The organism is Cryobacterium sp. TMT1-3 (assembly GCF_004402315.1).
Taxonomy (GTDB): Bacteria; Actinomycetota; Actinomycetes; order Actinomycetales; family Microbacteriaceae; genus Cryobacterium; species Cryobacterium luteum.
On the sequence record NZ_SOFW01000014.1, the window covers coordinates 15,988 to 41,968 of the forward strand.

A 25,981-nucleotide genomic window follows, 5' to 3' on the forward strand; every position below is an offset into this window, starting at 1 on the left:
AGGCCGGCGCGAGCTACTCGCGCCAGTACCCGGCCTTGCCGAGCAGCTGCACCTCGCGGTTCGCCCCCTCGGGCACCGGCACCTCGGGCGGAAACACGCCGAAACCTCGCCACATTTCGATGTCGGGAGCGATCTGCTCCCACAGGTTCTCGACCAGCGCGTCGGGTAACGAGTAATCGAGGCCGATGTGCCTGGCGATGCTCCAGGCCTGGAACGCGCGGTACAGGGCGGTGTGCTGCAAGGCTTCCTTGAGGGGATAGTCGCCGTAACTGAGATGCACGATCTTGTCGGGGTCAAGGTCGCCATTGACCACGGCTGTCGTCGCTTCGTTGATGCGGTCGTAGTTGCCGATCGGATCGTCACCGAGCAAATCGTTCCGATAGGTGTCGCCGACTTCCTCGATCGTCTTCCCCTCGAGCACCGCGGGCAGCCAGGCTTCGTCCTCGGCGTGGGAGGCGAGTATGTCGCGCAGGGTCGGTTTGTGTTTGCGCGACCACTCGGCCGGGGCCGGCCGGTCGAGCTGCGCGGGAGTGATCTGGTCGATGACGGAGCGCAACGCGGCATCTGCTTGAAGGAACATCTCTCTCTGCTTCATTGGGGCAAATTAGCACCGGTCACGGGGATGGGCTAGGCGCTCAGCCGCACGCTGGCCACGATCACCGTGATCTGCGCCACCGGCGGATCGCCGGCCTGCCGAAGGTGTTCGGCGATGGCATCGTGCACGCGACCGCTGACCTCGGCCGAGGACTCGGCCGCGCCGATGCCGATCTTCGCGGTAATCCGCACGCCGTCGGCCTGCTGCGCGCTGTGCACCAGCGGCGCGGCGGGCGCGCGATGCGCCGCCGCATCGAGGGTGGCGGTGAGCACGACGGCCACGATCGAGCCGGCCGGGTAGAGCGCCTCGACACCGGGAACCTGGCGCACCAGCGCGTCAAGCTGCTCGGTGAACGGAAGAACCGTGCTCATCAGTGCTCCTTGTTCTGAGCGGATGCATCGGGCGGGGCCTGCAGGTCGCTCACCGTGATGTCGATGGTCGCCACGACAAGTTCCGTGTATTTGCCCAGCGCGACGTACATCGCGTGGCGTAGTTGCTCGGCGAGCAGCGGTATATTCTCCCCCGGGAATACGGTTACGTCGACCGCGATTGAAATTGGCGTGCCGGGCACACTGACGTCACCGACCAGCACACACCGCCCGACGAACACGTTCTGCACTCGGTCGCCGGTCTCGCGCAGAACGCCGCGTACGGCGCCCTCGGTCACGACGAGGCGTGCGGTCGGCGAGGGGTGGGTCAGCGGAATCTCCCGGCCCGCGTGGGCTTCCAGGGTGATGTTCTTGAGAATGGATGACACCCAGCTGTCGTCGCGCAGTGACTCGCGTTCGAGGTCTCGCTCGAGCAGCGCCTTGTGGGATCGGCGCAGGCGCTCCAGACCGCGCAGGGCGATGTCACAGTCGGGGGAATCGTCGATGCTCGGGTCGGCGGGCGAACGACCGCGGTCCAGGTAGTCGCTGAGTTGCTCGATGGTATGGCCGTTCAGGCCGGCCTGTTCCCGCTCGGTGTCGTCGAGGTCGAAGGCGAGGAACCGCCGGTTCGCCGGCGTCAGTTCGGTCATCGCCATTCCTCCATCTCGCGTAGCAGGGTCTTGCGGGCCCGGGCCAGCAGTCCGCGCACGGTGGACAGCGGAAGGTTCAGCTCGGCGGCAATATCACCGTAGCTGTACTCGGCAAGTTCGCGCAGGGTCCAGCAGCGGCGCTGGTCCTCGGGAAGCGCGGCAAGCACCCGGGCGAGTGCCTCGGTCTGCGATTCGGCCTCGGCCAGGGCGTGGGGGGCATGATGGTCCGGCGCCGGGGCATCCGTGTCGTCGATGTTGACGTGTTGACGGCGAGCGCGCAGCCGGTCGATGCTTTTGCGACTGACGATGCGCATGAGCCAGCTCTTCACCGCGCTGCCGTCGTCGAGCGTGCCGAGGTGTTGCCAAGCCGTGATGAACGACTCCTGCACGACATCGTCGGTCTCGTCGTTGGAGCCGAGAACCCGGGCGGCGTAGACCCGCATGAGCGGGCCGTACCGCCGCACGAGCACTTCAAAGGCTCGCAGGTCTCCGTCGGCTGCACGGTCGGCAAGCATCTGGTCGGTCGCCCCGGCGAGCGGCGATGCGACCTGCTCACGCAGAGTCCCGGGCATTACCCTCCTCCAGAGAACCAGATAAAATTCTTTCTCATCTTTGCGTGACGAATATGGCACAGGTTTCGTCCTACAGGTAACAATCCGCTTTCGGATCGACATCCGGCCAGACTTTAAGGAGCTCTTCAGATGGACCTCATCGACACCAACGGCACCGCGTCCTCGAGCAAGTCCCCCCGCAACCGTGAGCCGATCGGCACGGCGCTGGCCGGCGAACCGCTGCTCGGCACCGGTAAGACGGTCATCAATGATGGCGTCGTGGCCAAGGTCGCCGGCCTCGCCGCCCGCGAGGTCGCCGGGGTGCATGCGCTCGGCGGCGGCGCCGCTCGTGCCCTCGGTGCGATTCGCGAGGCGATGAACAACACCGACGTGAGCCAGGGTGTGTCGGTCGAGGTCGGCGAAACCCAGGTGGCGGTGGACGTGACCATCGTGGCCGAGTACCCGGTGCCGCTGCAGCAGGTGGCCAACGACATCCGCTCCAATGTCATTAGCGCCATCGAAGACCTGGTCGGTCTTGAGGTCACCGAGGTGAACGTGACCATCGTAGACATCCACCTGCCGAGCGACGACGCCGACGCCGAGGTCGAACCGGCCAGGACCGCACTCCGATGACCACCGCGACCCGCACCGGAATGCTGGTCGGAGCGGTGCTCGCGCTGACCTGGGTGATTCTGGGCTTCTGGGCCTTCCTGTTCGTGGGCGTGGCCATGCTGGTCGGAGCGCTGGTGGGCCGGGTCGTCGACGGTCGGCTCGACGTGAGCAGCCTGATCGGAGCGTTCCAGGGAAAGCGCTCGTCGTCGTGAGCGCCACGGCCGACGCAGCGGGCTGGTTTCTCGGCGCACCCAGCGCCACCCCGGTGAAAAATCCGGCGGACCAAAGCCCGACATCCACTCGCGGACGCACCCGCATCGTGCCGCGCGCCCTGCGTCAGATCGTCGGCATGGTCACCGCCGAATCGCTCGGCGTCACGCCGAACCAGGTCAGCGTGGAGCTCGGCGACGACCACGGCAGGCTCGCACTCACGATCAGCACCCCAATCCGCGTCGTTTCCCTGCAACGAGTCACCCGCGAACCGGCCCTGATCGCGCGCACCGGAGGGACCATTCTGGCTCGCTCGGCCACGTCGCAGACCGAAATCCGACGCCGCGTCGGGGAGCTGACCGGCGCCGACATCGGCCGGGTCACCGTGCGACTCACCGGAGTGGACGTTAGCCCGGAACGGCGCGTGCGATGAGCCTAACAGCGACCTACGCACGTGTCAGCCGGCGGGAACTGCACTCATCGCGGTCAGCCGCGGCGATCGCCGTGGCCGTCGCGATCATGCTCGTGTGCGGCTGGATCGGCACCGAGATCGTGCTGCACCTGCTGAATGAGCCGGCAGTGCTGGCGGCACCGGCGAACCTCGCGGAGGGTCTCGCATCCGCTTCGACCGCGCCCGTCGGGTGGCTCGCCGGTCTGGCCGTCGGCTGCGCCCTGGTCGGTCTTGTGCTCGTGGCGGTCGCCGTGACGCCGGGTCGCCGCGCGCGGCACCTGATCAAATCCGAACGCACGGTGACAGTCGTCGATGACGAGGTCATCGCATCCGCTCTGGCCGGGCGCGCCGCTCGAGTGGGCGGGATCGACCCGGACAGCACCCGGGTGAGCATCTCTCGCAAACTCGCCACTGTGCACCTCGTGCCGACATCGGGGCGCCCGGTTCACCAGGACACCGTACTCGACGCCGTGCGCGGCCAGCTCGACGGACTACACCTGCAGCCACCCCTGCGGTCCCGGGTGGTCGTAGCCCTCGGCGGAAAGGTCGGCGCGTGAACAACACCAATCGCGCGCTCAACCGCAGCCTGGTTCTCGTGGTCGGCCTGCTGTTGCTCGCCGCGGCCGCCCTATCCGGCCTGCTCGCCACGCAGCCCGCGACTGCAAATGTCTGGGGCGCGGTCGCCGACAGCGTTCGCACGACGGTCGCGGGCTGGCTCCAGGCCACCCCCCTTGCCGCAACGGGGCACAGCTGGCTCTGGATCGTCGCCCTCGCCGGGCTGTCGGCGATCGTGGGCCTGCTGCTCAGTTTCATTCTGCGGCAGGGCCACGGCCATTCCGGCCGATTGCTCAGCGAACAGACCACGGATTGGGGCAGTACCCAGGTCAATTCGGCCGTCGCCGAGCACATGCTGCAGGAGTCCCTCGGCCAGTACCCCGAGTTTCTGTCGACCCGCGTATCGACTTACCGGGTCGCGCGCGAGGCCGTGCTGAAGGTCTCGGTAACCTGTCGACGCGGCACTTCCCCGACGGATGTCGTGCGCATCGTCGAGCAGGCGCTCGCCGCCCTCGACGACCTCCTCGGCCTGCGCATCCCCGCCCTGCTGCAGATCAGCGGCGGCTTCCGGGTGCGTACCAGCCGCACCACGCGCATCCAGTGAACGGATGCGCCCCATCTACTCACGTTCGGCGCGTCCGCGCCGAACAGCCCCGAAAAAAACCACCCGAAAGAGAGAACACCATGAGTGCATCAGACAAGATCAAGAACGCCGCCCAGGACCTCAAGGGCAAGGCCACCGAGGCCGTCGGCAAGGCCACCAACGACGACTCCAAGGTTGCCGAAGGCCGCGCCGACCAGACCAAGGCGAGCGCTAAGAAGGTCGGCGAAGACGTCAAGGATGTCTTCAAGAACTAGTCCCACCCGGGTGCCCGGCGGGCGCTGAGGCGTGCCGTGCACCACCACTCCCCTGGCCCAAAAGCCCATCAGCACGCCACGAAAGGAAGCAGCATGTCCAACTTTTACGCAACCTCGCCGGCCTCGAGCGCCGACGACTCCGAGTTCGACGGCTCGTCACCCGCAAAGACCACAAAAACCGCCGCGACCCACACTGCGAACGTCGCCGCCGACCAGGCCGCGAACGTGGGCGACACCGCCGCGCACGCCGCCGGCGAGGTCGCCGACGTCACCAAGGATGAAGTGGGAAAAGTCGCCGCCGAAACCAAGAAGCAGGCGAAAGACCTGCTCACGGATGCCCGCAGCCAGCTCACCGAACAGGCCGGCGAACAGCAGGCCCGAGTCGCCGAGGGCCTGCGCTCGATCAGCGACGAACTGACCCAGATGGCCGGCGCGTCCGACGCTGACGGCGTCGCGACGGACCTCGTGCGGCAGGCCGCATCTCGCGCCGGCAGCGTCGCCACCTGGCTCGATGACCGCGACCCCGGGTCGCTGCTCGACGAGGTGCGCTCCTACGCTCGACGCAAGCCCGGCACGTTCATAGCCCTGGCCGCTGCAGCGGGAATCCTGGCCGGCCGGTTGACCCGCTCGGTCGCCGCCGAGTCTGCCGACGAGGCGAAGAAGACCTCCGGGGACCTCGCCGATACCACGCCGCGGTATGCCGGCGCAGCAGATGCCGGAGTCGGTCTGTCCGGTACCGGTGGCGCCGTCGGCCAGGCCGGAATCGTCGGACTCACCGACACGAGCGGCCGCACGAGCGTCACCGCGCAGCCTGGCCTGCTCGGCGACGACCCCGACCTGGCGGTTCCGGAACGATGACCGACCTGCACACTCCGTCGGAGCAGAAGGCCGCGGAAACCTCGCTGGGAGACCTGCTGGGAGAAGTCACCCGTGACCTCTCCACACTCATGCGCCAGGAACTCGAGCTGGCCAAGGCCGAACTGCGTCAGTCGGCCACCCGGGCCGGAAAGGGCGCCGGCATGCTGGGCGGCGCTGGCTACGCCGCGTTCATGGCCGTGCTGTTCCTGTCGATTGCCCTCTGGTGGGGACTGGGCTACCTGGTCGGCAACGCCTGGTCCGGCCTGATCGTGGCCGGACTGTGGGCGATCATCGGCCTCGTGCTCTTTGTGATGGGCCGCAAAGAGATGAAAACCGTCAAGGGTGCACCAAAAACCGTTGACTCCCTGAAGAAAATCCCCGACACACTGAAACGAAATGAGGAAAACCGATGACCGACACCGACCGCACCCCCGATCAGATCCGCATGGACATCGAGCGTACCCGGCGCGAGCTCGGCGGCGACGTCGATGCGCTCGCCGACAAGGTGACTCCGTCGAAAATCATGCAGCGCCAGACCGACAAGGTGAAGTCTGCCTTGGGTTCGGTGTCGGAACGTGTCATGGGCGCGGCCTCGGAGACCGGCGACGCTGTGTCTTCGGCGACCGACACCATCGGTGATCTGCCGCACCAGGCCGCAAACAGGGCCAAGGGAAACCCCATGGCCGTCGGGCTCATCGCCTTCGGTATCGGCTGGTTGGCCGCGTCGCTGGTTCCCGCCAGCGACAAGGAGAAGGAACTGGCCGGTTCATTGAAGGAAGCCGCCCAGCCGCTCCTCTCCGAAGCGACCGACGCAGCCAAGCAGTTGGCCGACAACCTGCGTGAACCCGCGCAGGAGGCCGTCGCCGCGGTGAAGGACAGCGCCACCGACGCCGTCGAGGAGGTCAAGTCGGCCGCGCAAGGAGCCGCCGGCGACGTTAAAGACGAAGCACAGTCAGCGAAGGACACCGTCACCGACACGGCTCGCGACGAGGCCGCGTCGGCGAAGCACAAGAGTGACACTGGCCTGTACTGATCTGCCGTACTGATTCACCAGACGGATGCTGCGGCTCGTCCGCCAGCCGCCCCCGTTCGGGCCGGGGCGGCTGGAGGGCGCCGCAGCATTCGTCGTACCCTTAGTACCCGTCAAAGCTGCGCGGCAGCCATGTCAGCGCCAAAATTGCGAGAACGCAGCACATTTTCAGCGCCGGGGATCGCGATCCCCGGCCTCATTCGACCCGAGCAGAGAGAATTTCATGGTTGACAAGGGCCAGAGCCAGGAACTCGCCGACGCGCCGGAGCCGGACGACGACCGTAAGCCAGACTCCCCGACCGAGGTAACCAAGACCTCCTGGAAGTACGTTTTCAAGCGCACGCTGGGCGAGTTCGGCACCGACCAATGCACCGACATTGCGGCGTCGCTCACCTACTACGCCGTCTTGTCGTTGTTTCCGGCGCTCATCGCCCTGGTCTCGCTGCTCGGCGTGTTCGGGCAGGGAAAGCAGTCGGCCGACACCCTGCTGACGATTCTGGCCTCGGTCGCCCCCGGGGACGCCCTCGAGGTCATTCGCGGACCGATCGAACAGTTCAGCACCTCACCCTCGGCCGGGTTCGCCCTGGTAGCGGGAATCGCGGTGGCGATCTGGTCGGCATCCGGTTATGTCGGCGCGTTCAGCCGTGCCATGAACCGCATCTACGAGATCGACGAGGGTCGCACCTTTCTCAAACTCAAGCCGACCCAGCTGCTCGTGACGGTCATCGGCATCGCCCTGCTGCTCGTGGCCGTGCTCATTCTGGCCATTTCCGGCCCCGTGACGGATGCCGTGGGCGCAGCCCTCGGGCTCGGCCAGACCGTGCAGGTGGTCTGGTCCATTGCCAAGTGGCCGGTGCTCGCGGCGACCGTGGTGCTGCTGATCGCGGTGCTGTATTACTTCACGCCCAACGTGCGGCAGCCGAAGTTTCGCTGGATGAGCCTCGGGGCGCTCGTGGCACTGGTGGCGATCGTGGTCGCCTCGCTCGGCTTCGGGTTCTACGTCACGACCTTCTCGAACTATGCCAAGACCTACGGCTCGCTGGCCGGGATCGTGATCTTTCTGCTCTGGCTGTGGCTGACCAACCTCGCCCTGCTGTTCGGAGCCGAGTTTGACGCCGAACTCGAACGCGGACGCCAGCTGCAGGCCGGCATCGCCGCCGAGCAGAATATCCAACTACCGCCGCGCGGCACAAAGAAGAGCCAGAAGGCCGCCCTGAAGGAGATGCAGACGGTCGCCGACGGCCGTCGCATCCGCAAGGCGAACGCCGCCCCGCCCGAGTAGGAGCTGCGCCCGTCCCACCCCGTCTCTGTGTCCGCCATTTTGACCGGGCCCGGGCCCGGAAAGAGAGAGGTGCGGAGGCTGGTTGGATAGGAGGACGTGTTCGACGGGACACGGTCGATCCAGTCAGGGGGTTCAGCGTGCGACTGCTCTACGCCCTGCTGCTGAGCGGCATCATCCTGTGCGTGGGGCTGTCGGCGCTGCTGCCGAGCGCGACGCTCGTCGCCGGCGGGCTCACGATCGCCGCCGCTGCGGCCGGACTGGTGCTGGTGACCCGCACCCAGCGCATCATTGCCCTGCTGCTGATCGGCGTGGGACTGGCATCCGTTGTGCTATCGATTCAATTGGGCAGCAACATCAACGGCCGCGACCTGCTGTCGGTCAATCAGGACCTCATCGGCATGCTCACGGCGGTGTCCTTTCTGCGGCTGATCACACCGACCGCGCTGACCACGCGCACCCGGCTGCACGGCCGGCTCGCCGTGGTGCGAACCGCCCTCGCGACGCACGCGCTCGGCGCCGTCATTAATATCGGTGCGGTCAGCATCGTCGGGGATCACCTGCGCGGCCGGTCGCCGCTGCGGCTCGCCGATGCCGCACTGTTGACCCGGTCGTTTTCGGCGGCGGCGTTTTGGTCGCCGTTCTGGGCGGCGGCCGCGGCCGCGACCACGCTCGTACCCGGAGCGAATTCCCTCGTGCTGCTCCTGGTGGGTCTGGCGCTCGCGCTAGTCGCGATCGGCCTGAGTGTCTGGGACATCTTTCACCTGTGGGGCCGCGAACTGCCCGCGTATACCGGCTATTCCCTGACCTGGGCGCTCGTGCGCGTACCGCTGGCCCTCGTGGCAATCGTCATCACCGCTCACCAGCTGTTTCCCGCGGTTTCGGTGCCGCGCATCGTGCTGCTCGCCGGTCTGGGCGTGACCCTGATCGGCCTGATGATCATCGACGGTCGCGGGGCCCTGCGCGCGCTCGCCCGGCACGCCCGGCATGACCTGCCCCAGCTGCGCGGCGAGGTCACGCTCTTCGCCTCGGCCGGCGTGCTCGCCGTCGGCCTGCGGATGCTGCTTCCCCTGTTCGACCTGCCGCTGCCGGTGTCGGAGTTCACCGTTTTCGTCGCCTGGGCGATGATGCTCGCCATGATTCTGCTCGCGTTGGTCGGGGTACACCCGGTCGTGTCGGTCGCGATCGTCGCGGCGCTGGTGCAACCGCTGCACCCCGACCCCACGCTGTTCGTGCTCGCTGCGTGCATCGGTTGGGGAGTGTCGACAGCGGTCGGGCCGATCACCGGGCTGACCATGCTGCTCAGTGCGCGCTATGGCATCAGCAGCTCCACCCTCACCCGCCGCAACCTGGTCTACCTGGCGGCCGTGCTCGTCACCGCGTGGCCGGCGCTGCTGCTCTGCGCCGCACTGGTGTAGCCCAGAACCCGGCGGCTACCGCCGACGTCGTCGCGCGAAGAACAGCGGATGGCCACGCCAGATCTTGGCGCGCGCTACGCCCGTTACCGTCGCGCTCACCCAGATGAAGCGCGCTCAAGCGGATGCCGGCCGAAAACAGGAGTGCACCCGTTCGCGCGGCGAACGGACGTGCCCTCCTGAGCCAGATTAGACGGCGACTTCGACCGGCTCGTCGCTGACGACGTAGTTCTGAATTTCGATCAAAAGCAGGTCGCCGGCTTCCTGGTCGGTCAGGCCCTGGGCCAGAGCGAGTTCGGAGACGAGGATCTGGCGGGCCTTTTCGAGCATGCGCTTCTCGCCGGCCGAGACGCCCTTGTCCTGGTCGCGGCGCCACAGGTCGCGCACGACCTCGCTGACGCGGTAGACGCTGCCGCTGGCCATCTTCTCCTGGTTGGCCTTGTAGCGGCGCGACCAGTTGCCCGGCTCCTCGGTGAAGGCGTTTTGCAGAATTTCGTACACGGCACTCACGCCGGCGGCGTCGATGACGTCGCGCACGCCGACGAGCTCGACGTTGTCGACGGGCAGCTGAATGGTCAGCGCGCTGGTGTGCACGTTGAGGGTCATGAACTGCTTCTCGACGCCTTTGATGGTGCGGGTCGCGAGGGCCGTGATGGTGACCGCTCCGTGGTGCGGGTAGACCAGGGTTTCGCCGATTTCGATCTTCATAGAATGCGCCTTCAGTGTTGTGTGGGTGAGGCAACGCGAACGGGCGTTGCTGAAGCAGGGGTATCGAGCAACCAGCCGGGCAGCAGGGCCACGAGCTGGTCGACGAGTTCGTCATCTGAGACATCGAGGTGACCGCGCATCCAGGCGCCGATCAGGGTGAGGGCGCCGCCGGCGACGTAGGTCGTGACCAGTTCGGCGTTGACGGCGTCGTCGAAGACCAGTATCGACTCGAGCAGGCGGGTGGCGTAGGCCTCGATGATCTGGTCGTGCGCGCTGCGCGTCAACGGCAGTTCGAGCACGCTCGCGTAGAGGGGAAAGTTTTCGACCATGTGGTCGACCAGGCGGGCATAGCCGAGTCGGGCTGCGTTCTCGCCGGTGCGCGGCCGGGGCAGGTCGAGCCCGGCCGAGCCGATATCGGCGAACTGCGCCTGCAGCAGCTCGGCCGCAAGCACGTCGAGGCTCGCGAAGTGAGCGTAGAAGGAGCTGCGGCTGATGCCGGCCAGGCGCACGATCTCGGCCACCGAAACGGATGCCGCCGGTTGGGCGATCAGCGCCCGGATCGCTGTGAGAATAAGCTGCCGGGTGCGCTCAGCGCGGGGGTCGTGCTTCGATTCGCTCTGCACACTGAACGGCACCGCATCGGACTGCACCGCTCCCGCCAGCAGGCGGGGGGCAGTCAACGAAGTCATTCGTCTATCCTACCACTTTTCGGACACATGTCCGAGACGGGGTTGCCGGTTCACGGCGCACTCGCACACAGCCCGCGACCGGGCACTCGGATTCAGCGCTGACGACACTCGTCCAGCAGCTGCGCGCAGCGAATGAAGCCGAGGTGCGAGTAGGCCTGCGGGTGGTTGCCCAGGTGGGTTTCGGTGGCCGGGTCGAACTCTTCAGAGAGCAGCCCGGTCGGGCCGGCCAGGGCGATCAGCTGATTGAACAGGGCTTCGGCCTCGTCAAGGCGCCCGGTGAGCACGTAGGCCTCGATCAACCAGGTGGTGCAGATATGAAAGCCGCCCTCGAGGCCGGGCAGGCCGTCGTCGTAGCGGTAGCGGAACACCGTGGGCCCCACGCGCAGTTCGCGCTCCACCGCACTCACGGTCAACTGAAAGCGCTCATCGGTCACGTCGAGCAGTCCGGACAGACCGATGTGCAGCACGGCGGCATCGAGGTCGGGGCTGTCGTAGGCCACGGTGTAGGACTGGGCTTCCTCACTCCACCCCTCGCTCAGCACCTCCTCGCGAATGGTGGCGGCGAGCAGAACCCAGTCCTCGCCCACCTCGCGCCCATGCCGTTCGGCGGTGCGGATGGCCCGGTCCACGGTCACCCAGCACATGGTCTTCGTGTAGGTATGGTGCCGCGGCGAACGCCTGGCTTCCCAGATTCCATGGTCGGGTTCCTGCCAGCGACTCGTGACGGCGTCGACCATCTCGGTGAGCAGGTGCCACTGAAAGTCCGAGAGGGTACCCTGCCGGGCGCTGAGCGTGTCGATCAGTTCGGCGACCGGGCCGAACACGTCGATCTGCACCTGATTGTCGGCGGCGTTTCCAATGCGTACCGGGCGGGAGCCGGCGTAGCCGGGCAGCGACTCGAGGCTCGCCTCGGTCGACAGCGACGAGCCGGTGACCGAGTAGAGCGGATGCAGCCACTGCGCGCCGGGACTGTCGTCCACGACCCCGGAGAGCCAGCGCAAAAACCCGTCGGCTTCGTCGCTCGAGCCGAGGTCGACAAGCGCCTTGACCGTCATCGAGCCGTCACGCAGCCAGCAGTAGCGGTAGTCCCAGTTGCGGGTGCCGCCGATACCCTCGGGCAGCGAGGTGGTCGAGGCGGCGAGCACCGCACCGGTCGGTTCATAGCACAGGGCCCGAAGCACCAGCGCTGAACGGCCCACGAGCGAGGGCTTCACGCTCGGCAGCGACAACGAATTCACCCACGCACGCGAGTCATTCATGACCGCGCCGCGCCGCGTGGCTTCACCGGCGGCATCCGCTTGATAGGGCTCGGTGTCGCCGCAGCGCAGGTTGAGCATGACAGCGCCCTGCGACAGGTCGACGACGGCGGTCGCTGTTTCGTTGCGGCCGTCGCTCCTGACGGTGAACTCGACACCCGCCGCCGTGAGCACGATCGGGTCAGGAATGCCGGTGAGCGTGACGATGCCTGTGCCGGCGTGCATGTTGAAGTAGGCGACGGCGTAGTCGGGTCGCGGCGCGAACACGATGCGGGCCAGACCGGTGCCGGTGAGCTTGCGCACCAGGTTGGTGATGCCGAGCGGCGAGGGTTCAATGTAGTCGGTCACGGTGACGTCGGCCCAGCGGGTTTCAACGATCATGGTGTTGTCGACGTAGCGCTGGCCGAGCACCCGGCTCTTCTTCACCGGTTCGATCGAGAAATGCCCGGCCTCTTCGCTGCCGAGAATGCTCGCGAACAACGAGCCAGAGTCGGGCAGCGGATGCGTCATCCAGCAGATGCGCGCTTCCGGCGTGACGAGGGCTGTCGAGGTGCCGTCGCCGAGCATGGAGTGGCGTTCGATGGCAACGACGTGCTGGCCGAACAGCCAGTCCTTCCGAAGCTCGAACAGCAGAGCGAGCATCTGGGCGAGCATTTCCGGACCGCTGATGCGATGGTCGGCGACGGACTCGCCGTCGCCGATGCGAATGCCGAGGTCCGGGCCGTGCAGGGTGTTCATGGCCATTTCGTCGCTCTCGGCGTCGCCGGCGAAGAAGGCGGCGCTGACGCCGAGCCGGGTGCGCAGGCGATCCAGTGCCACACCGGAGTGTTGGGAATCGTCGGCCGGCTCCGGGGCGTCAAAGAATTCCGAGTCGAACTCGGCACCGTTCGACCCGACCAGGTGCACTTCGCGGGGCAGGCGGGAATCCGCGGCGAGGTCCCGCAGCGGGCGGCCCGACATGACGGCCGTGTGGGTGTTGGGCAGGGCAGCGAGGGCGCGCAGGGCGGTCGCCGACTCGGCCAGCAGCACCGACGGAACGTCGGAAGCGACGTGGTGCGAGAGCGTGCCGCCGTAGTTGCAGGCCACCAGCAGTGAGGGCGTGCGCGCGAGCTGCTGCAGGTCCTGCAGGATCTCAGCTGACAGCCCCGTCAATGTTCGTGGAAGATTTTTGGAAAGATTCATGCGATGGGGCATCTGAGATTCCTTGCAGGAGGCGTCGACCGTCAAACCAGTTGCTAGACCTAGGCGACGTTACCATTTGCGGATGTCCGCTCCACCTTTTGGCGCGAGGGTTCCGTCGGGGCGAGGCTGCGGCATCCGCTAGCCTGTAGGCGCGACCACACTCAGTGTGCGGCGAATCCGGCAGGTGGATGACATGGCAACGAGGTGGGCGCGATTCGTGCGCGGCTGGCTGACCGCCGCCGTGGCCGTGCTCGTCGCCGCCCTCTCTCACGTGGCCGCCGGTGGGCATGCCCCCGCCCCGGTCAGTATCGCGATAGCGCTCGCCTTCGCCGGCATGGTCAGCGTGGCGCTCGCCGGCAAGAATCTCTCGCTCGTGCGGCTCACCCTGTCGGTGGGGTTCAGCCAGGTGCTGTTCCACCTGCTGTTCGGGCTCGGCGGATCGGCCGGCTCGATGACCGTGGCCGGGCATCACGGAGCGGCGACCGTGATCGTGGGGGCGGCATCCGCTGCGCCGGTCTCGCCCGCTATGGACTGGATGTGGCTGGCCCACGCTGTTGCGGCGGTCGTCACGATCGTGGCGTTGCGCCGCGGCGAGCGCACCTTCTGGGCTTTGGTCGAGCTGGCGCGCACCGCCCTGGTGGCCGTGATCATCGCCCTGGGCATCGTGTTGCCGACGCCGAGGAGCGTTCTCGTGCGCGCCGCTCGGCACCTCACCTTCATTCCGTTTGATCTGGCCGTGCTGCTGTCGCCAATGCGACACCGCGGCCCGCCCGCCGCGCCCACAGCCGTCTAACCGGCGCGCCCGCGCGCATCCGCTCGCGGCACTCATTTGAGAAGCCGGCACTGGTTTGAACCAGTGCCCCGAGCCCAAACCCGTGCCACGAAGCACCCACCCTTCTCGCGACCTTTTCGGAGGCACAGCATGCACCATTTTCCTGCCCGAAACCGGCTCCTGGCCGGTCTCGGGGCTCTCGCACTCGCCGCGACGTTCGCGATCGGCGGTGCCGCACCGGCCGCAAGCGCCCACGACTCGGTGCTCGCCACCGTGCCATCCAACACCGAACACGTCGATCTGGCACCGGCCACGGTATCAATGCGGTTCACCGACGACATCATGCAGCTTGGCGCGATCATGCTCGTCGTTGATTCGGCGGGCACCGACTGGGCGCAAGGCGAACCTGCCCTCGACGGTCCGACGGCCTCCGTGGCCGTCGACCCGGCCCTGCCGGACGGCGGCTACCAGGTGCGCTGGCGGGTCGTCTCGGCCGACGGGCATCCCATCTCCGGCACGTTCGACTTCAGCGTCGGCTCCGGCGCGTCGGCAGCACCCACGACGGATGCCGCCACGCCCGCTGTCAGCACTGCCCCCGATCCGAGCATGGCCGCGTCCGCACCGTCCCCGGCCGGGCTGCCCGTCGGCGTCACCGCGCTTCTCGGTGCCGTCGTCGGCCTCGGACTCTTTCTCGGCATCCTGGCGCTGACCCGGCGCCACGCAGCATCCGCTGCACGCACTTTTCCCACTACAGAAAAGACAGAACAATGACTCTCACCACCACCCCTCGCATTCTCATCGTCGCCGTCGCCGCGCTCCTCACCCTCGCGGGCTGTGCCAGCACGACCGACACCGCGGCTCCGGCAGCCACGACCGACACCGCGGTCGAGACCACGGCGGCCACGAGCCTCACCATCACCGATCCGTGGGTCAAGTCCGCCGAAACAGGAATGAGCGCCGCGTTCGGCACCCTGACGAACTCGAGTGACACCGACATCAACATCGTTTCGGCCATGTCGCCGGCGGCGACCATGATCGAGCTGCACGAGACGATCGAAGACGACTCGGGAGCCATGGTCATGCAGCAGAAAGAGGGCGGCTTCATCGTTCCTGCCAATGGTTCCTACGAGCTGGCCCCCGGCGCCAATCACCTCATGATGATGAAGCTGACCGAGCCCCTCGTCGCTGGCGCCGAGCAGACCTTCACCCTCACCCTCTCCGACGGTTCAACCTTCGAGTTCACGGCCCCGGCCAAGGACTACTCGGGCGCCAACGAGAGCTATAACAAGTAATGTCCGGCGATCAGCAGGCATCCGCTGGTCGTCGTCTCAGCCGGCGGCATCTCCTTCTGGGAGGTGCCGCGGCCGGGATCGGCGCCGTCGGCGCGGTCGGCATCGACCTCGCCACCCGAGAGGCCCCGCAGGCCGTCGCTGAGCCCCTCAACGGCTCGCAGACCGTGCCGTTCTACGGGGTGCACCAGGCCGGAATCGACACCGTGCCGCAGAGCAACGCGACACTGATCGCACTCGACCTGGCCCCCGGAACCGACGCCCCGGCGCTGCGCCGGCTCCTGAAGATTCTCACGAGCGACGCCGCCCGGCTCAGCCAGGGCGAGGCGGCGCTCGCCGACTCCGAACCCGAACTCGCCGTCGCACCGGCCAGGCTCACCGTCACGTTCGGCTTCGGCGCGAACCTCGTGGCGATGGCCGGCGGCACCGCGCCGAGCTGGCTGCGACCGCTGCCCGCTTTCGGCATCGACCGGCTCGACCCGGCCTGGGCCGACGGTGACCTGCTGTTGCAGATCGCGGCCGACGATTCCCTCACCGTGGCGCACGCCACCCGCATGCTGCTCAAAGACAGCCGCTCCTTCGGCACCGTGCGCTGGGTTCAGAGCGGCTTTCGGCGGGCGCCCGGCTCGGTCAAGCCCGGAACCACCATGCGCAACCTGTTCGGCCAGGTCGACGGCACCGTCAACTTCGTGCCGGGTACCCCCGATTTCGAACGATTGGTCTGGGGTTATGCCGGCAACCCGACCTGGCTGCACGGCGGAACCGGGTTCGTGTTGCGGCGGGTGGCCATGCAACTCGACAAGTGGGACAAGCTCGACCGATCCGGGCGGGAGGCATCCGTTGGGCGAACCTTGAGCAACGGCGCGCCGCTCACCGGCGTCAACGAAACGGATGAACCCGATTTCGACGCGAAGACCGCAATCGGTTTTCCGGTGATCCCGGAGTTCTCCCATCTGCGCCGCGCCCGCAGCGAGAACCCCGACGAACGCATCCTGCGCCGCGGCTACAACTACGACGACCTGCCCACCAATGACAGCGTGTCCAATTCCGGGCTTCTGTTCATTACCTTTCAAGCGGATGTGGACGCCCAGTTCGTGCCGATCCAGCGTCGCCTCGACGCTCTCGACCTGCTGAACGAGTGGACCACGCCGATCGGGTCGGCCGTCTTTGCCATCCCGCCGGGCTGCGCCGCTGGCAGCTACATCGGTGACACGCTGTTCTGAGCCGGCCGGCCCCCTACGCGCTCGTGGCCCGTGTTTGAGAAGATGGCACTGGTTTGAACACGTGCCACCTTCTCAAACACGGGCCACCAAAGCGGATGCCGCGGTTAGATGACCTCACCCATCGGGAGGTTGCCCTTGCGGGCATCCAGCTTGCCGAAGTGGGTCTCGAGCAGGCTCTTCATCTTGTGCAGGGCACCGGTCAGGGCTTCCTCGACGGCGTTGGCGTTCTCGGTCACGACGACCGGCGTTCCACCGGCCGGGCGAACCTCGAGGGTGCACTTGAAGTCGTCGGTGCTGCTGCGTCCGGCGCTGCCATCGATGAGGTGAACCTCAACCCGGGTCAAACGTTCGCCGTAGCGTGCGAGGGATTCTTCGACGATGGTTTCAAGCGCTCCGGCGACCCGCTCGGTGCCGTTGACGTTGCTGTCGGTGTTCACGATGACCTGCATTATCACTCCTCTAATTGCTTCTGACTTAAGGCTACCGCTCCCCGCTCCTGGCCCGGTACGGCCGCCGCATCCGCTCGCCAGAGAGCCCGGCTGCAGATGACCACGACGCTGGCTCTCGACGCTGCGGGAACGCTGGCCGAAAGCATCAAGGCGCTCGGGTGATTCGCCTCACGAAGCCGTAGCCTGTGTGCATGCAGACCAGGCCGCAAGTGAGTGACCGGGTCGTCGCCATCGACATCGCACGCGGCCTCGCGATCATCGGCATGTTCGTCGCTCACGCCGTCCCGCGCGCAGGAGACGCCGAACTGTTCGTCGACGGCCGCTCGTCGATTCTGTTCGCGACCCTCGCCGGGGTATCGCTCGGCATCATGACCGGGTCGGCGCATCCACTCCTGCGCGGCCAGCGCTCCGATCGCGTCATCGGCATCCTGATCCGTGCCCTTTTCCTGTTCCTGCTCGGCGTGCTGCTCTCGAGCCTGAACAGCGGCGTGGCCGTTATCCTGCACTTCTACGCCCTCATGTTCCTGCTGCTCATTCCGATGCTCTTTCTACACCGGTGGCTGCTCGGCGTGATCGGCGTCATCTTTCTGGTCGGCGCGCCGTTGCTCGGCGCCGCCCAGAATGAAGTGGATGCCGGTGCGCCCCCGATCAGTTACTTCGTCGACTACTTCTTTCTGAACGGTACCTACCCGGTGCTCATCTGGATGCCGTTTCTGCTCGCTGGTCTCATCATCGCGCGCTCCGACCTGGCCCGGCCGAGAACGCAGGTGGCCCTGGTCGGGGCGGGTGCGTCAGCGGCGGTCGCCGGGTACGGCGCGGCGGTCGTCGTACCGGGCATCAGCGCGCAGGCCCATTCCGGCTCCATCGCCGAAGTGCTCGGCTCGGGCGGACTCGCCGTAATGCTCATCGCTGCGCTGCTCTGGCTCACAGCCGTGGAACGTGAGGCCCCGGCACGGAGCCTGCGCGGCATCCTCTCGCCGATCGCTGCAACCGGTTCGATGGCGCTCACCATTTATACGGTGCAGATTCTCGCCCTGGCCGTGGTCGCCGGTGGCACCGAGATCGACTATCCCGGCTGGCCGCTGCTCGTCGGGATGCTCCTGCTCACCCTGCTCGGTGCCGGTCTGTGGCGACAGTTCCTGGGCAAGGGGCCAATCGAGCGCCTGCTCGCCTGGCTGACCCGTGGCCCGCGCAGGGGCTGATCAGCTGATGCCGCCCATGCGTTCGAGCGCCGCGCGCATGATCTGCGCCTCCGGCGTCGGCGCCACATGGTGGTTGGTGTAGATGCCGACGAGCCACTGCAGAACTTCATCTTCGCTCATGGCAACGGCGTTCCAGTCCACCCCCGGTTCGGCGGCTGTGCGCGGCTCACCGGTCTCCGGGTCGAGCCAGGCCCGGGCTATCGGCGTGTCGGGGTCAGCATTGTTCATGTTCCAGAGCAGGGCAATCGGGTGGTTGTCGCCGTCGATGTGCTCGTGATCGACCCGGCCGGAACCGAGCCAGGGCAGCGTCAGCAGCTCACCGATGATACCGACCTCGATCAGTTCGAGCTGGGTCGGTTCGGTCTCGGGAACGTACAGTGTGAGGCCCTGCTCGAACCACTCGGCGGCCTCGAAGATCGAGTCGAGCAGATCATCGAGGGCGTCGACCGCCTGCACCAGAATAAGCGCCCACTCGAGCAGTTTTTCGGTCTGGTCGGCCGGCCAGGGGCTCTCGAACGGGTCGCTCGTGCCGTGGTAGTGAAAGCTGGGTCCGGCCTCGTCGAGCAGCACGTGCAACTGGCCGCTGTCATAGTCGATGCTCAGATTGAGCGCCCCGCCCTCGTCGTCACGGTCAGCAAACAGGTCGGGATGCGCCAGCTCCGGGGGCAGGGTGACGGCCGCGGCGAGCCGGGGTCCCAGATCGAGTACGACGCGAAACTGGATGGTCGGCAGGCGCAGGGTTTCATCCTGCTCGAAGTGCTGGTCTGACATGCTTTGAGTTTATCGATCGTGCAGGCACACTCCCGCGCGGACGCCCCGTCGCGCAGCATCAGCCGTCGTGGCAGACTGCGCCGTATGGATATCGAGCTGTGGTGGCCCAAGCTGATGCCGTCGACGCGGGAGTGGCTGATGCAGAACAACGGTGACGCCGTGCCGCCCGAGTTCGTCTCCGAAATCGCCAGAGCCGGCGGTGAGATCGACCCGGACAGTGAAACGGATCAACCCGGCACGTACCTCTCCGATGACGACGTCGACTGGGTCGAAACACGCGCCAACGAAGAAGAGCCCACCTAACACCAGAGCGGGTCTGCTCGAGGGTCCGCCAGGCAGGGGCGACGCTGCAATAGGCTGGAGGTCCGAGGGCGATTCCGAACGTTTCGCCGAACGGATGTTCGCTGCCAGTGACACAGACCCGTCGCTCCTGGCTTCCGGCTGGTCCCGCGCCGACATCGGCCTGTCGTCAGCGTTGGGCAACCACCATTCTTTGGCTTCGTGACACAGACAGGAACAGCAATGACTGACTCCCCGGGCCAGTACGCCTTTGTTGTACGCCACCTCTCCAAGGTTTTCGGCGGCTCGGGGCAGGTTCATGCGCTGAGCGACATCAACCTGAACCTGAAAAAAGGCTCGTTCACCTGCATCGTCGGCCCGAGCGGATGCGGCAAGTCCACGCTGCTGCGCATTCTCGGCGGCCTCGAGACAGCCACCTCGGGTGACGTGCAGATTAACTTCGAGCCGACCCGGGTACCGCGCTCGGCCTTCGTGTTTCAGGAACACGGCGTGTTTCCGTGGTTCAACGTGCTGGAGAACGTGGCGTTCGGCCAGAAGATGGCCGCGGTGTCGAAAAGACAGCGCGAGAGCGAAGCCCGCAATTGGATCGCCGAGGTCGGCCTGACCGGCTTCGAAGACGCCTACCCGCAACAGCTCTCCGGCGGGATGCGGCAGCGCATCGCCATCGCGCGCGCGTTCGCGACCGGCTCGCCGTCACTGCTGATGGACGAACCGCTCGGCGCCCTCGACGCTCAGACCCGCATCCTCATGCAGGAGCAGCTGGTTCGGCTGTGGGAGGTTGAACGCAAGACCGTGGTGCTGGTCACCCACTCGATCGAGGAGGCCCTGCTGCTCGGTGATCAGATCGTGGTGATGTCGGCCCGGCCGGGCCGCGTGAAGGAGATCATCGACGTGCCGTTCGGTCGCCCGCGCAGTGTCGCCATGGAGGCCAGCCCGGAGTTCGCCCGCATGAAACAGGATATTTGGGAATCGCTGCGCGATGAGGTTCAAGCCTCGATGAGCTTCAAATGACCGTCACCGAGACTGTCGCCCGTCGTACCAGCGAACTCGATCAGGCCATCGACCAGGAATTCAGGCGGGAACAGCGACTGCGCGCTCGCGACCTCGGCCTCGCCATCCTCACCCCCATCGTGCTGCTCGCGCTCTGGGAGCTCGCTGCCGCTACCGGTGTGCTCGATTCCCGACTATTCAGCCCGCCCAGTGCCATCGCCGAGCGGGGTGCCGAAATGGTCGCCGATGGTTCGCTGGCCGTGCATATCGGGGCCACGGTCGGTCGCCTCGCCCTGGGCTTCGTCGCCGGCTCGATTCTTGGTGTGTTCGCCGGGCTCATCATGGGCGTCGTGCGGCCGATTCGAGCGGCGCTGAGCCCGACCTTCACCGCACTGTATGCGCTGCCGAAGATCGCCATCCTGCCGCTTTTGCTGCTCATCTTCGGCCTCACCGAGACGCCGAAGATCCTCGCCGTGGCCATCTCGGTGTTCTTCGTCGTGCAGATCAATACCCTGGCCGGCATCACGCAGATCGACCCCCGCATCCTGGAATCGGCGCGCGCCTACAAGGCCACCGGCATCCGCCTGTTTCTGAACGTGCTGCTTCCGGCCGCCGCGCCGGCCATCATGACCGGGCTACGCGTCGCCGCCGGCATGTCGGTGATCGTCGTCACAGCGGTGGAGTTCGTCGCCTCCAACAACGGTCTCGGCTATCTCATCTGGAACTCGTGGCAGCTGTTTCAGCCCGCCACGATGTTCGTCGGCCTGATCGTTGTCTCGGTCATCGGCGCGCTCGTCACCGGGCTCATTATCGTGCTGGAACGGGTGCTCCTTCCATGGCGTAATTCGAACAGCCTCAAGAAAAAGGAAACAAAAAAGTGAAGAAACTGAGAATCATCGCAGCAGTGTCGCTGGTTGGGCTGGCGCTGTCGGGCTGCACCGCAACGGATGCCCCGGCCGCGTCGGGAGACCTGCAGACGGTGAACGTGGGTCACGTTCAGCTCGCGATCTTCTCGCCGCTCTACGTTGCCGACGCCAAGGGCTACTTCGAAGACGAAGGTATCGAGCTCAAGCTGGAGGCGATCAAGTCGGGACAGGACGCCGTACCGCTCGCCGCGAGCGGCAAGCTCGACGTCGTAGTGTCCGGTTTCTCGGCCGGACTGTTCAGCGCGGTCGAAACCGGCCTCGACGTGAAGGTCGTCGGCTCCATGGGTGTCTCGGCCGGAGACGAAGAAGAACCGCCCTCGGCGCTCATCGCGTCGAAGAAGCTCGTCGATGACGGCACGATCACCGATGTCGCGGATCTGGAAGGACGCAAGGTCGCCGTGGCCGGCGGCGCCGGCGGAACCGGCGCCTTCTATGTGGGTATGGCCCTGGAAAAAGCCGGACTCTCGATCACCGACGTCGAACTGGTCACCCTCGGCAATCCCGACATGCCCACCGCCCTGGCCAACGGCAGCATCGACGCCGCGTTCGCGTCGGCGCCGTTCTGGAACATGCCCGTTGACGACGGCACCGCGGTGAGCCTGTGGACGTCGCCCGCCGGAACATCCGGCACCGGCGTCATCTACGGCGGAGACTTCGCGTCGTCGGATCTCGCCCAGAAGTTCTTCACCGCACTGACCCGGGGCGCGCAGGACCTGCAGGGTGACGACCGCTACAGCGACGAAAACCTGGGCATCATCGCGGCCGCGACCGGCCAGACGGCCGAGCAGGTGTCGGCGGTGCCGCTGTACCGTTGGCTGCCCGACCTCGCACCGCTGCCGGAGCAGCTCGCTGCGATGGAGCGCATGTGGATGGAACTGGGAGCGATCATCTACCCCGAACCCATTCCCGAGGCCGACTACATCAACGCAACCTTCGCACAAAACTCCTGACCGCTAGAAGCCGCGTCCGCCCGTGACCGGCAGAATGGCGCCCGAGATAAGGACGCTTCAGCTGCGGCCAGTTCGGCGGGCTGACCGGCCCGACCGAGCGGGGGTGTCCTGGCCGAAAGTGGGCAGCTTGTCGGGCCAGGACGTTTTTCCTCTTTGTTCGATACTTCAACCATGGACACGCAGGTGTGCGGGCTGAGCTTCGTGTTCTTGTCCACTCAAGTTCCGAGGCCGACCCTGTCGACCTTGCGGTGAAAACGCATTCCCGCGACACCGCCGAGGACGGCGCCGCCGAGGCTGACCAGCGCGATTGCGATGGCCGTGAGAACGCTGCTGAGGGCGAGGTTGCCTTCGTTGATGGGGATGCGTGGAAAGCTGTTGAGGTTGGCGAGGATGTTCATCTGGCTACCCGCGATCGCTCCAACGATGGCGAGCACAACTGCGATGATCAGAGCCCACAGCCACACGGCGACGCCCTGCTTCGCTCCGCTGAAGCGCGCCATTCTGCCCGCTACGTAGCCACCGCACAGGTAGGAGACGAAGACCACGACGATCAGGGCGATCCCTCCGACTAGGCCCACAGTCGAGGCGTTCTCGGCTGCGGCGTCGGCAGCCTGCCTGGGATCCGCTTGGGTTCCGAGCCCGACGGCGGCCCCTGCGCCAGCGACCAGCGCGGAAATCAGGGAACTCTTCGCTTGGCTGCCAGGTGCCCTAGGCACCGACCCGACTGATTGTGAACGCGGTCAAAAATCCCACAGCGGCGAAAAGTCCCGTCAACATGTGATGTTCCTCGAAGGCCTCGGGAATCATCGTGTCGGCAAGCATGGCCAGGATGGCTCCCGCAGCCGTGGCTGTGATGAACGCGATAAGTCCGACCGAGGCGCTTTGCAAACTGACATAGCCGACAAGGGAGGCGACCCCCGAGACGACAGCAATCCCTCCCCAAACTCCAAACACGTAACCGGCGCTCCGGCCGGCTTTCTTCATTCCCGCCGTGCTGGAGAGACCTTCCGGCACGTTGGAAATGAAGATGGCAGCCAAGATTGCCGGGCTGACCGCACCCCCCGCAACAAGTCCCAGCCCCAGGACGACGGATTCAGGGATGCCGTCCAGGAGGGCACCAACCGCAATTGCCGTCCCGCTGCCCGGACTCTCCTTTTCAGAGGGCTGCTTCCCTCCGGAGCGTTTCCGGTGTTTGGCTCCCCGCTGTGCGAGAAGTGCGTTCGCTGTAACGAAGGCCACCGCACCAGCCAGGAAACCGGTCGCGGTAGGCCACAGGCCCCCGCCTCTGGCGGCTTCGTCAACTAAATCGAAGGCAAGCGCCGAAATCAGCACACCCGCACCAAAAGACATGATCAGGGAAACGAACTTAGCGGGAATGCTCCACCACCACGCCAACGCAGAACCAAGGACCAATGCCGCGCCGGCAAGCGTTCCCCAAAATAGAGCCTGCAGCCAAACCGGCATGGTCTCAACCCTTCCAGATTCCGGTCGCTGTTCCTGTTTTCCTGGTTCGTTACCGGGCTGCATGCGTTGGCGACAAAGGACTTCGCAGCGCGGATGCTGTCCAACGAGACGTGCACCGGCGGCACCTAAATCTAGACCAAATTCAACCGGCGAACTGTTCACGATCCAGCTGGTTCGTTGGGCACGACATCTACGCGCGAGGCCTCTTCGTCGGATGTACCCCGCGCAGAGCGAAAATTCTCCTCGAAGTGCCCACTCTTGACCTACGAGACACCTGGAGCACTCTGACGAGACTGCGTAGCGTCGGGTTCATTCCTGTCCGGTGATTTCGGTGAGCGCGGCGAGGTGGGTCTTCCAGGCGGCGCGGCCGTGGCGGGTCAGCGTCAGGGATGTGCGCGGCATCATTGTGCACCCGTCAGCACTGCGCACCGACTGGCCAGTCTCGGTGAAAACTCTCGTCTCCCAGTCGCCGGCGAGGCCCAACCGGCAACCTGGAAACCGATGCAATTTCGTTCAAATGTTGCCAAAATGTTGCCGCGGGTTTTCAACGTCGGTCCACTACCTGATGTCAACACTGGTCGGCTTCACGCCGCGACCATCGTTGCGACGACCGGTTGAATCCGCCGAACGTCTTACGGGCCGTTTTCGGTGAGCGCTCAGCGAGCTGTTGCCTCGTGCCTCGCCGAAGTCATCGCGCTGCTATGCCACGGGCGTTCCCTCGACGGGTATCTCGGTGACGACGCGGCACAGATCTCAACTGCCACGAATCGAACGAAACGAACGAAACGACAGACAGCAATAAGGTGGACTTCATTCAAGTTGTCACAAAATACCGGATCGATCCTCGGGCTGGTTGTTGGGCCCTCAATGCTTTTAGGTGCTGCGACACCAAGGGGCGCTGCGGGGCTGCTGCTTCGTTCGTGTGATAGTTGTCTGATGGATTCCACACGCTCGGTGCGGCCGGTTCGCCGCCGTCGATTCATTGCGGCAGTCGTCGCGGTCGTCGTCCTGGGCTCCGCTGGGTACAGCACGGCTGCGCTCACCCAGCCGATGCCGACCACGACCGCCACACTCACAGCACCGGTCATCGAAACAGGCGCTGCCGCGCAGATCGCCTGGCCGTCGGTCGGCCGTGGAGCGCTCGGCGCGGTTGGGTTCGACGGCGTCCTGAGTTCTAGCGGCGGCGAAGACCCCTTCCCGATTGCAAGCCTCGCAAAGATGATCACCTCGCTCGTCGTGTTGGAGCACAAGCCCATCGTCGCCGGCGAGAATGGTCCGGACATCCACATCACCGACGACGACGTCCAATGGCTCGACGACACGATCGCAGAAAACGGTTCCTGGGCACCGGTCGTCTCCGGATCCGTGTTCACGCAACGGCAGGTGCTGGAAGCGATGATGCTGCCCTCAGCCAACAACTACAGCAAGACACTCGCGATCTGGGCATTCGGGAGCGTCGACGCATTCCTCGACGCCACCCGGACGTGGCTTGCCGATAATGGGCTCACCGGTACCACGCTTACCAACACGAGCGGGCTCGGAGCCTCCAACGTGAGCACCACGAGGGACCTGGTCGAGATCGGCAAGCTGGCTCTTGCGAACCCAGTACTGGCGGGAGTCGTGTCCGAGAAGACGGCGATACTGCCCAACATCGGAGAGATCGAAAACCTCAACAGCCTGCTCGGCACGGCAGGAATCACGGGCATGAAGACCGGCACCGACTACGATTCAGGCTCGTGCATCCTCTTCTCGGCCGAAGTAGCGGTGGGCGCTACGATCATCACCGTGGTCGGAGCGATCCTCGGGGCAGACACCTGGCGAGAGCGCAACGCGGCTCTCCTCGATGTCCTCGCGAGCGTTCCACCCGCCTTCGAACGCGTCCAGCTCGTCACAGCAGGTGATCGTGTGGGCGCGTACTCACCCGAGTGGATCAACGGCGCCATGAACAACAGCGATGTCGTGGCCGGCACAGACGCGTCGGCCCTCGTCTGGAAAGGCACAACCGTCACAGCAACGGCAACAGCACTGTCCCTGGAGGACGGCTTGACCGGTTCCACTGTCGGCTCGCTCGAATTCACACTCAGCGCGGCCTCACAAGATCAAGGCACGTCGATCCGCGTCCCGCTCACGCTCGCCGCCGACATCACCCCCGCCACCGCCTGGCACCGCCTCACCAACCCAGCCTTGTAGCAACGCGACCCGACTTCGGGATCGGCCGGATGGGTTGATCTCGAAGGCGGGTCGCTTCGAGGTACGCCACCGACGAACAGACGGCCATAAAGGTCGTCGACGGCTCCGTCCAAGTGGTCTCCGAAGGACAATGGACGAAGTTCGGGCCTCGACCGACCTGACGACTTCATGAACCTGACGGCCCGGCG

33 protein-coding genes and 1 pseudogene are annotated in these 25,981 nt (G+C 66.0%); 21 read left to right on the forward strand and 13 right to left on the reverse strand.

Annotated elements, in window-relative coordinates:
* Positions 1 to 13 precede the first annotated feature (13 nt).
* Genes E3O25_RS04595 through E3O25_RS04610 form a run of 4 tightly spaced genes read right to left on the reverse strand, consistent with a single transcriptional unit; the run spans position 14 to position 2,185 of the window.
* Positions 14 to 580 (reverse strand): hypothetical protein, encoded by a 567-nt coding sequence (locus tag E3O25_RS04595; RefSeq protein ID WP_241983925.1) that lies wholly within the window; start codon positions 578 to 580, stop codon positions 14 to 16.
* Between the two features lie 47 nt (positions 581 to 627).
* Positions 628 to 966, reverse strand: coding sequence for a hypothetical protein (locus tag E3O25_RS04600; RefSeq protein WP_092107067.1), 339 nt, complete (start codon positions 964 to 966; stop codon positions 628 to 630).
* A complete protein-coding gene (locus E3O25_RS04605) occupies positions 966 to 1,613 on the reverse strand; it encodes a hypothetical protein (protein WP_134360576.1) in 648 nt (215 codons plus the stop codon). The genes E3O25_RS04600 and E3O25_RS04605 overlap by 1 nt, the downstream gene beginning before the upstream one ends.
* Complete coding sequence (locus E3O25_RS04610; RefSeq protein WP_092107063.1) at positions 1,610 to 2,185, reverse strand: RNA polymerase sigma factor; 576 nt, start codon at positions 2,183 to 2,185, stop codon at positions 1,610 to 1,612. The genes E3O25_RS04605 and E3O25_RS04610 overlap by 4 nt, the downstream gene beginning before the upstream one ends.
* Before the next feature lie 129 nt (positions 2,186 to 2,314).
* Here E3O25_RS04610 and E3O25_RS04615 point away from each other — a divergent pair, with 129 nt between their 5' ends.
* The 11 genes from E3O25_RS04615 (at position 2,315) to E3O25_RS04665 (ending at position 9,435) form a co-directional block, all read left to right on the forward strand.
* The gene (locus E3O25_RS04615; RefSeq protein WP_092107061.1) at positions 2,315 to 2,797 is read left to right on the forward strand and encodes an Asp23/Gls24 family envelope stress response protein; all 483 of its coding nucleotides are present in this window, start codon (positions 2,315 to 2,317) and stop codon (positions 2,795 to 2,797) included.
* Positions 2,794 to 2,988, forward strand: a complete 195-nt coding sequence (locus E3O25_RS04620; protein ID WP_092107059.1) for a DUF2273 domain-containing protein — start codon at positions 2,794 to 2,796, stop codon at positions 2,986 to 2,988. Before E3O25_RS04615 ends, E3O25_RS04620 begins: the two co-directional genes overlap by 4 nt.
* Positions 2,985 to 3,419 carry a hypothetical protein gene (locus E3O25_RS04625; protein WP_092107057.1) on the forward strand — a complete coding sequence of 145 codons (435 nt, stop codon included), beginning with the start codon at positions 2,985 to 2,987 and terminating at the stop codon, positions 3,417 to 3,419. The genes E3O25_RS04620 and E3O25_RS04625 overlap by 4 nt, the downstream gene beginning before the upstream one ends.
* Positions 3,416 to 3,994 carry a DUF6286 domain-containing protein gene (locus tag E3O25_RS04630; RefSeq protein ID WP_134360577.1) on the forward strand — a complete coding sequence of 193 codons (579 nt, stop codon included), beginning with the start codon at positions 3,416 to 3,418 and terminating at the stop codon, positions 3,992 to 3,994. The genes E3O25_RS04625 and E3O25_RS04630 overlap by 4 nt, the downstream gene beginning before the upstream one ends.
* Positions 3,991 to 4,596, forward strand: coding sequence for a hypothetical protein (locus E3O25_RS04635; protein WP_134360578.1), 606 nt, complete (start codon positions 3,991 to 3,993; stop codon positions 4,594 to 4,596). The genes E3O25_RS04630 and E3O25_RS04635 overlap by 4 nt, the downstream gene beginning before the upstream one ends.
* Positions 4,597 to 4,676: 80 nt before the next feature.
* Complete coding sequence (locus tag E3O25_RS04640) at positions 4,677 to 4,850, forward strand: CsbD family protein (protein ID WP_092107051.1); 174 nt, start codon at positions 4,677 to 4,679, stop codon at positions 4,848 to 4,850.
* Between the two features lie 93 nt (positions 4,851 to 4,943).
* The gene (locus E3O25_RS04645) at positions 4,944 to 5,708 is read left to right on the forward strand and encodes a hypothetical protein (RefSeq protein ID WP_134360579.1); all 765 of its coding nucleotides are present in this window, start codon (positions 4,944 to 4,946) and stop codon (positions 5,706 to 5,708) included.
* Complete coding sequence (locus E3O25_RS04650) at positions 5,705 to 6,121, forward strand: phage holin family protein (protein ID WP_134360580.1); 417 nt, start codon at positions 5,705 to 5,707, stop codon at positions 6,119 to 6,121. Before E3O25_RS04645 ends, E3O25_RS04650 begins: the two co-directional genes overlap by 4 nt.
* Complete coding sequence (locus E3O25_RS04655; RefSeq protein WP_092107045.1) at positions 6,118 to 6,741, forward strand: DUF3618 domain-containing protein; 624 nt, start codon at positions 6,118 to 6,120, stop codon at positions 6,739 to 6,741. The genes E3O25_RS04650 and E3O25_RS04655 overlap by 4 nt, the downstream gene beginning before the upstream one ends.
* Positions 6,742 to 6,961: 220 nt before the next feature.
* Entirely contained in the window at positions 6,962 to 8,020 is a 1,059-nt protein-coding gene (locus E3O25_RS04660; protein ID WP_092107043.1) for a YihY/virulence factor BrkB family protein, read from the forward strand.
* Between the two features lie 137 nt (positions 8,021 to 8,157).
* Positions 8,158 to 9,435: a hypothetical protein gene (locus E3O25_RS04665; RefSeq protein ID WP_134360581.1), complete on the forward strand. Its 1,278-nt coding sequence runs from the start codon at positions 8,158 to 8,160 to the stop codon at positions 9,433 to 9,435.
* 186 nt (positions 9,436 to 9,621) lie between these two features.
* On the opposite strand, the gene E3O25_RS04670 is transcribed toward E3O25_RS04665, so the two are convergent.
* The 3 genes from E3O25_RS04670 to E3O25_RS04680 all read right to left on the reverse strand — a co-directional run bounded on the left by E3O25_RS04670 (position 9,622) and on the right by E3O25_RS04680 (position 13,279).
* Positions 9,622 to 10,140 (reverse strand): CarD family transcriptional regulator, encoded by a 519-nt coding sequence (locus E3O25_RS04670; protein ID WP_092107039.1) that lies wholly within the window; start codon positions 10,138 to 10,140, stop codon positions 9,622 to 9,624.
* A gap of 11 nt (positions 10,141 to 10,151) precedes the next feature.
* A complete protein-coding gene (locus E3O25_RS04675; RefSeq protein WP_134360582.1) occupies positions 10,152 to 10,829 on the reverse strand; it encodes a TetR/AcrR family transcriptional regulator in 678 nt (225 codons plus the stop codon).
* Between the two features lie 92 nt (positions 10,830 to 10,921).
* The gene (locus E3O25_RS04680; protein WP_134360583.1) at positions 10,922 to 13,279 is read right to left on the reverse strand and encodes a trehalase-like domain-containing protein; all 2,358 of its coding nucleotides are present in this window, start codon (positions 13,277 to 13,279) and stop codon (positions 10,922 to 10,924) included.
* Positions 13,280 to 13,460: 181 nt separating this feature from the next.
* Between E3O25_RS04680 and E3O25_RS04685 the strand changes: the two genes are divergently transcribed.
* From E3O25_RS04685 to E3O25_RS04700, 4 genes are all read left to right on the forward strand, one after another.
* A complete protein-coding gene (locus E3O25_RS04685) occupies positions 13,461 to 14,060 on the forward strand; it encodes a hypothetical protein (protein WP_092107033.1) in 600 nt (199 codons plus the stop codon).
* Positions 14,061 to 14,189: 129 nt separating this feature from the next.
* Positions 14,190 to 14,810, forward strand: a complete 621-nt coding sequence (locus tag E3O25_RS04690) for a copper resistance CopC family protein (protein ID WP_092107031.1) — start codon at positions 14,190 to 14,192, stop codon at positions 14,808 to 14,810.
* Entirely contained in the window at positions 14,807 to 15,331 is a 525-nt protein-coding gene (locus E3O25_RS04695; protein WP_092107029.1) for a copper chaperone PCu(A)C, read from the forward strand. The genes E3O25_RS04690 and E3O25_RS04695 overlap by 4 nt, the downstream gene beginning before the upstream one ends.
* Positions 15,331 to 16,551 (forward strand): Dyp-type peroxidase, encoded by a 1,221-nt coding sequence (locus tag E3O25_RS04700; protein WP_092107027.1) that lies wholly within the window; start codon positions 15,331 to 15,333, stop codon positions 16,549 to 16,551. Before E3O25_RS04695 ends, E3O25_RS04700 begins: the two co-directional genes overlap by 1 nt.
* Positions 16,552 to 16,655: 104 nt before the next feature.
* Here the strand turns inward: E3O25_RS04700 and E3O25_RS04705 are convergent, their stop codons facing one another.
* On the reverse strand, positions 16,656 to 17,000 hold the full coding sequence (locus tag E3O25_RS04705; protein WP_134360584.1) for an HPF/RaiA family ribosome-associated protein: 345 nt from the start codon (positions 16,998 to 17,000) through the stop codon (positions 16,656 to 16,658).
* A 191-nt stretch (positions 17,001 to 17,191) separates the two neighbouring features.
* Between E3O25_RS04705 and E3O25_RS04710 the strand changes: the two genes are divergently transcribed.
* A complete protein-coding gene (locus tag E3O25_RS04710; protein WP_092107023.1) occupies positions 17,192 to 18,202 on the forward strand; it encodes an acyltransferase family protein in 1,011 nt (336 codons plus the stop codon).
* Here the strand turns inward: E3O25_RS04710 and E3O25_RS04715 are convergent, their stop codons facing one another.
* On the reverse strand, positions 18,203 to 18,973 hold the full coding sequence (locus E3O25_RS04715; RefSeq protein WP_092107021.1) for a hypothetical protein: 771 nt from the start codon (positions 18,971 to 18,973) through the stop codon (positions 18,203 to 18,205).
* An 84-nt stretch (positions 18,974 to 19,057) separates the two neighbouring features.
* Between E3O25_RS04715 and E3O25_RS04720 the strand changes: the two genes are divergently transcribed.
* The 4 genes from E3O25_RS04720 (at position 19,058) to E3O25_RS04735 (ending at position 22,139) form a co-directional block, all read left to right on the forward strand.
* A complete protein-coding gene (locus E3O25_RS04720) occupies positions 19,058 to 19,276 on the forward strand; it encodes a hypothetical protein (RefSeq protein WP_092107019.1) in 219 nt (72 codons plus the stop codon).
* Between the two features lie 219 nt (positions 19,277 to 19,495).
* On the forward strand, positions 19,496 to 20,284 hold the full coding sequence (locus E3O25_RS04725; RefSeq protein ID WP_134360585.1) for an ABC transporter ATP-binding protein: 789 nt from the start codon (positions 19,496 to 19,498) through the stop codon (positions 20,282 to 20,284).
* Positions 20,281 to 21,144, forward strand: a complete 864-nt coding sequence (locus E3O25_RS04730; protein WP_092107015.1) for an ABC transporter permease — start codon at positions 20,281 to 20,283, stop codon at positions 21,142 to 21,144. The genes E3O25_RS04725 and E3O25_RS04730 overlap by 4 nt, the downstream gene beginning before the upstream one ends.
* Positions 21,141 to 22,139 carry an ABC transporter substrate-binding protein gene (locus E3O25_RS04735; RefSeq protein WP_092107013.1) on the forward strand — a complete coding sequence of 333 codons (999 nt, stop codon included), beginning with the start codon at positions 21,141 to 21,143 and terminating at the stop codon, positions 22,137 to 22,139. Before E3O25_RS04730 ends, E3O25_RS04735 begins: the two co-directional genes overlap by 4 nt.
* A 3-nt stretch (positions 22,140 to 22,142) precedes the next feature.
* On the opposite strand, the pseudogene E3O25_RS17355 reads toward E3O25_RS04735, so the two are convergent.
* The 4 genes and pseudogenes from E3O25_RS17355 to E3O25_RS17360 form a co-directional block, all read right to left on the reverse strand.
* A pseudogene (locus tag E3O25_RS17355) lies at positions 22,143 to 22,283 on the reverse strand (NAD(P)-dependent dehydrogenase); the annotation flags it as partial.
* Between the two features lie 71 nt (positions 22,284 to 22,354).
* Complete coding sequence (locus E3O25_RS04745) at positions 22,355 to 22,855, reverse strand: hypothetical protein (RefSeq protein WP_092107011.1); 501 nt, start codon at positions 22,853 to 22,855, stop codon at positions 22,355 to 22,357.
* Positions 22,848 to 23,603: a ZIP family metal transporter gene (locus E3O25_RS04750; RefSeq protein ID WP_134360616.1), complete on the reverse strand. Its 756-nt coding sequence runs from the start codon at positions 23,601 to 23,603 to the stop codon at positions 22,848 to 22,850. Before E3O25_RS04750 ends, E3O25_RS04745 begins: the two co-directional genes overlap by 8 nt.
* Positions 23,604 to 23,912: 309 nt before the next feature.
* On the reverse strand, positions 23,913 to 24,005 hold the full coding sequence (locus E3O25_RS17360; protein WP_241988494.1) for a transcriptional regulator: 93 nt from the start codon (positions 24,003 to 24,005) through the stop codon (positions 23,913 to 23,915).
* 534 nt (positions 24,006 to 24,539) lie between these two features.
* Here E3O25_RS17360 and E3O25_RS04760 point away from each other — a divergent pair.
* A complete protein-coding gene (locus tag E3O25_RS04760) occupies positions 24,540 to 25,793 on the forward strand; it encodes a D-alanyl-D-alanine carboxypeptidase family protein (protein WP_166787737.1) in 1,254 nt (417 codons plus the stop codon).
* Positions 25,794 to 25,981: the final 188 nt, after the last annotated feature.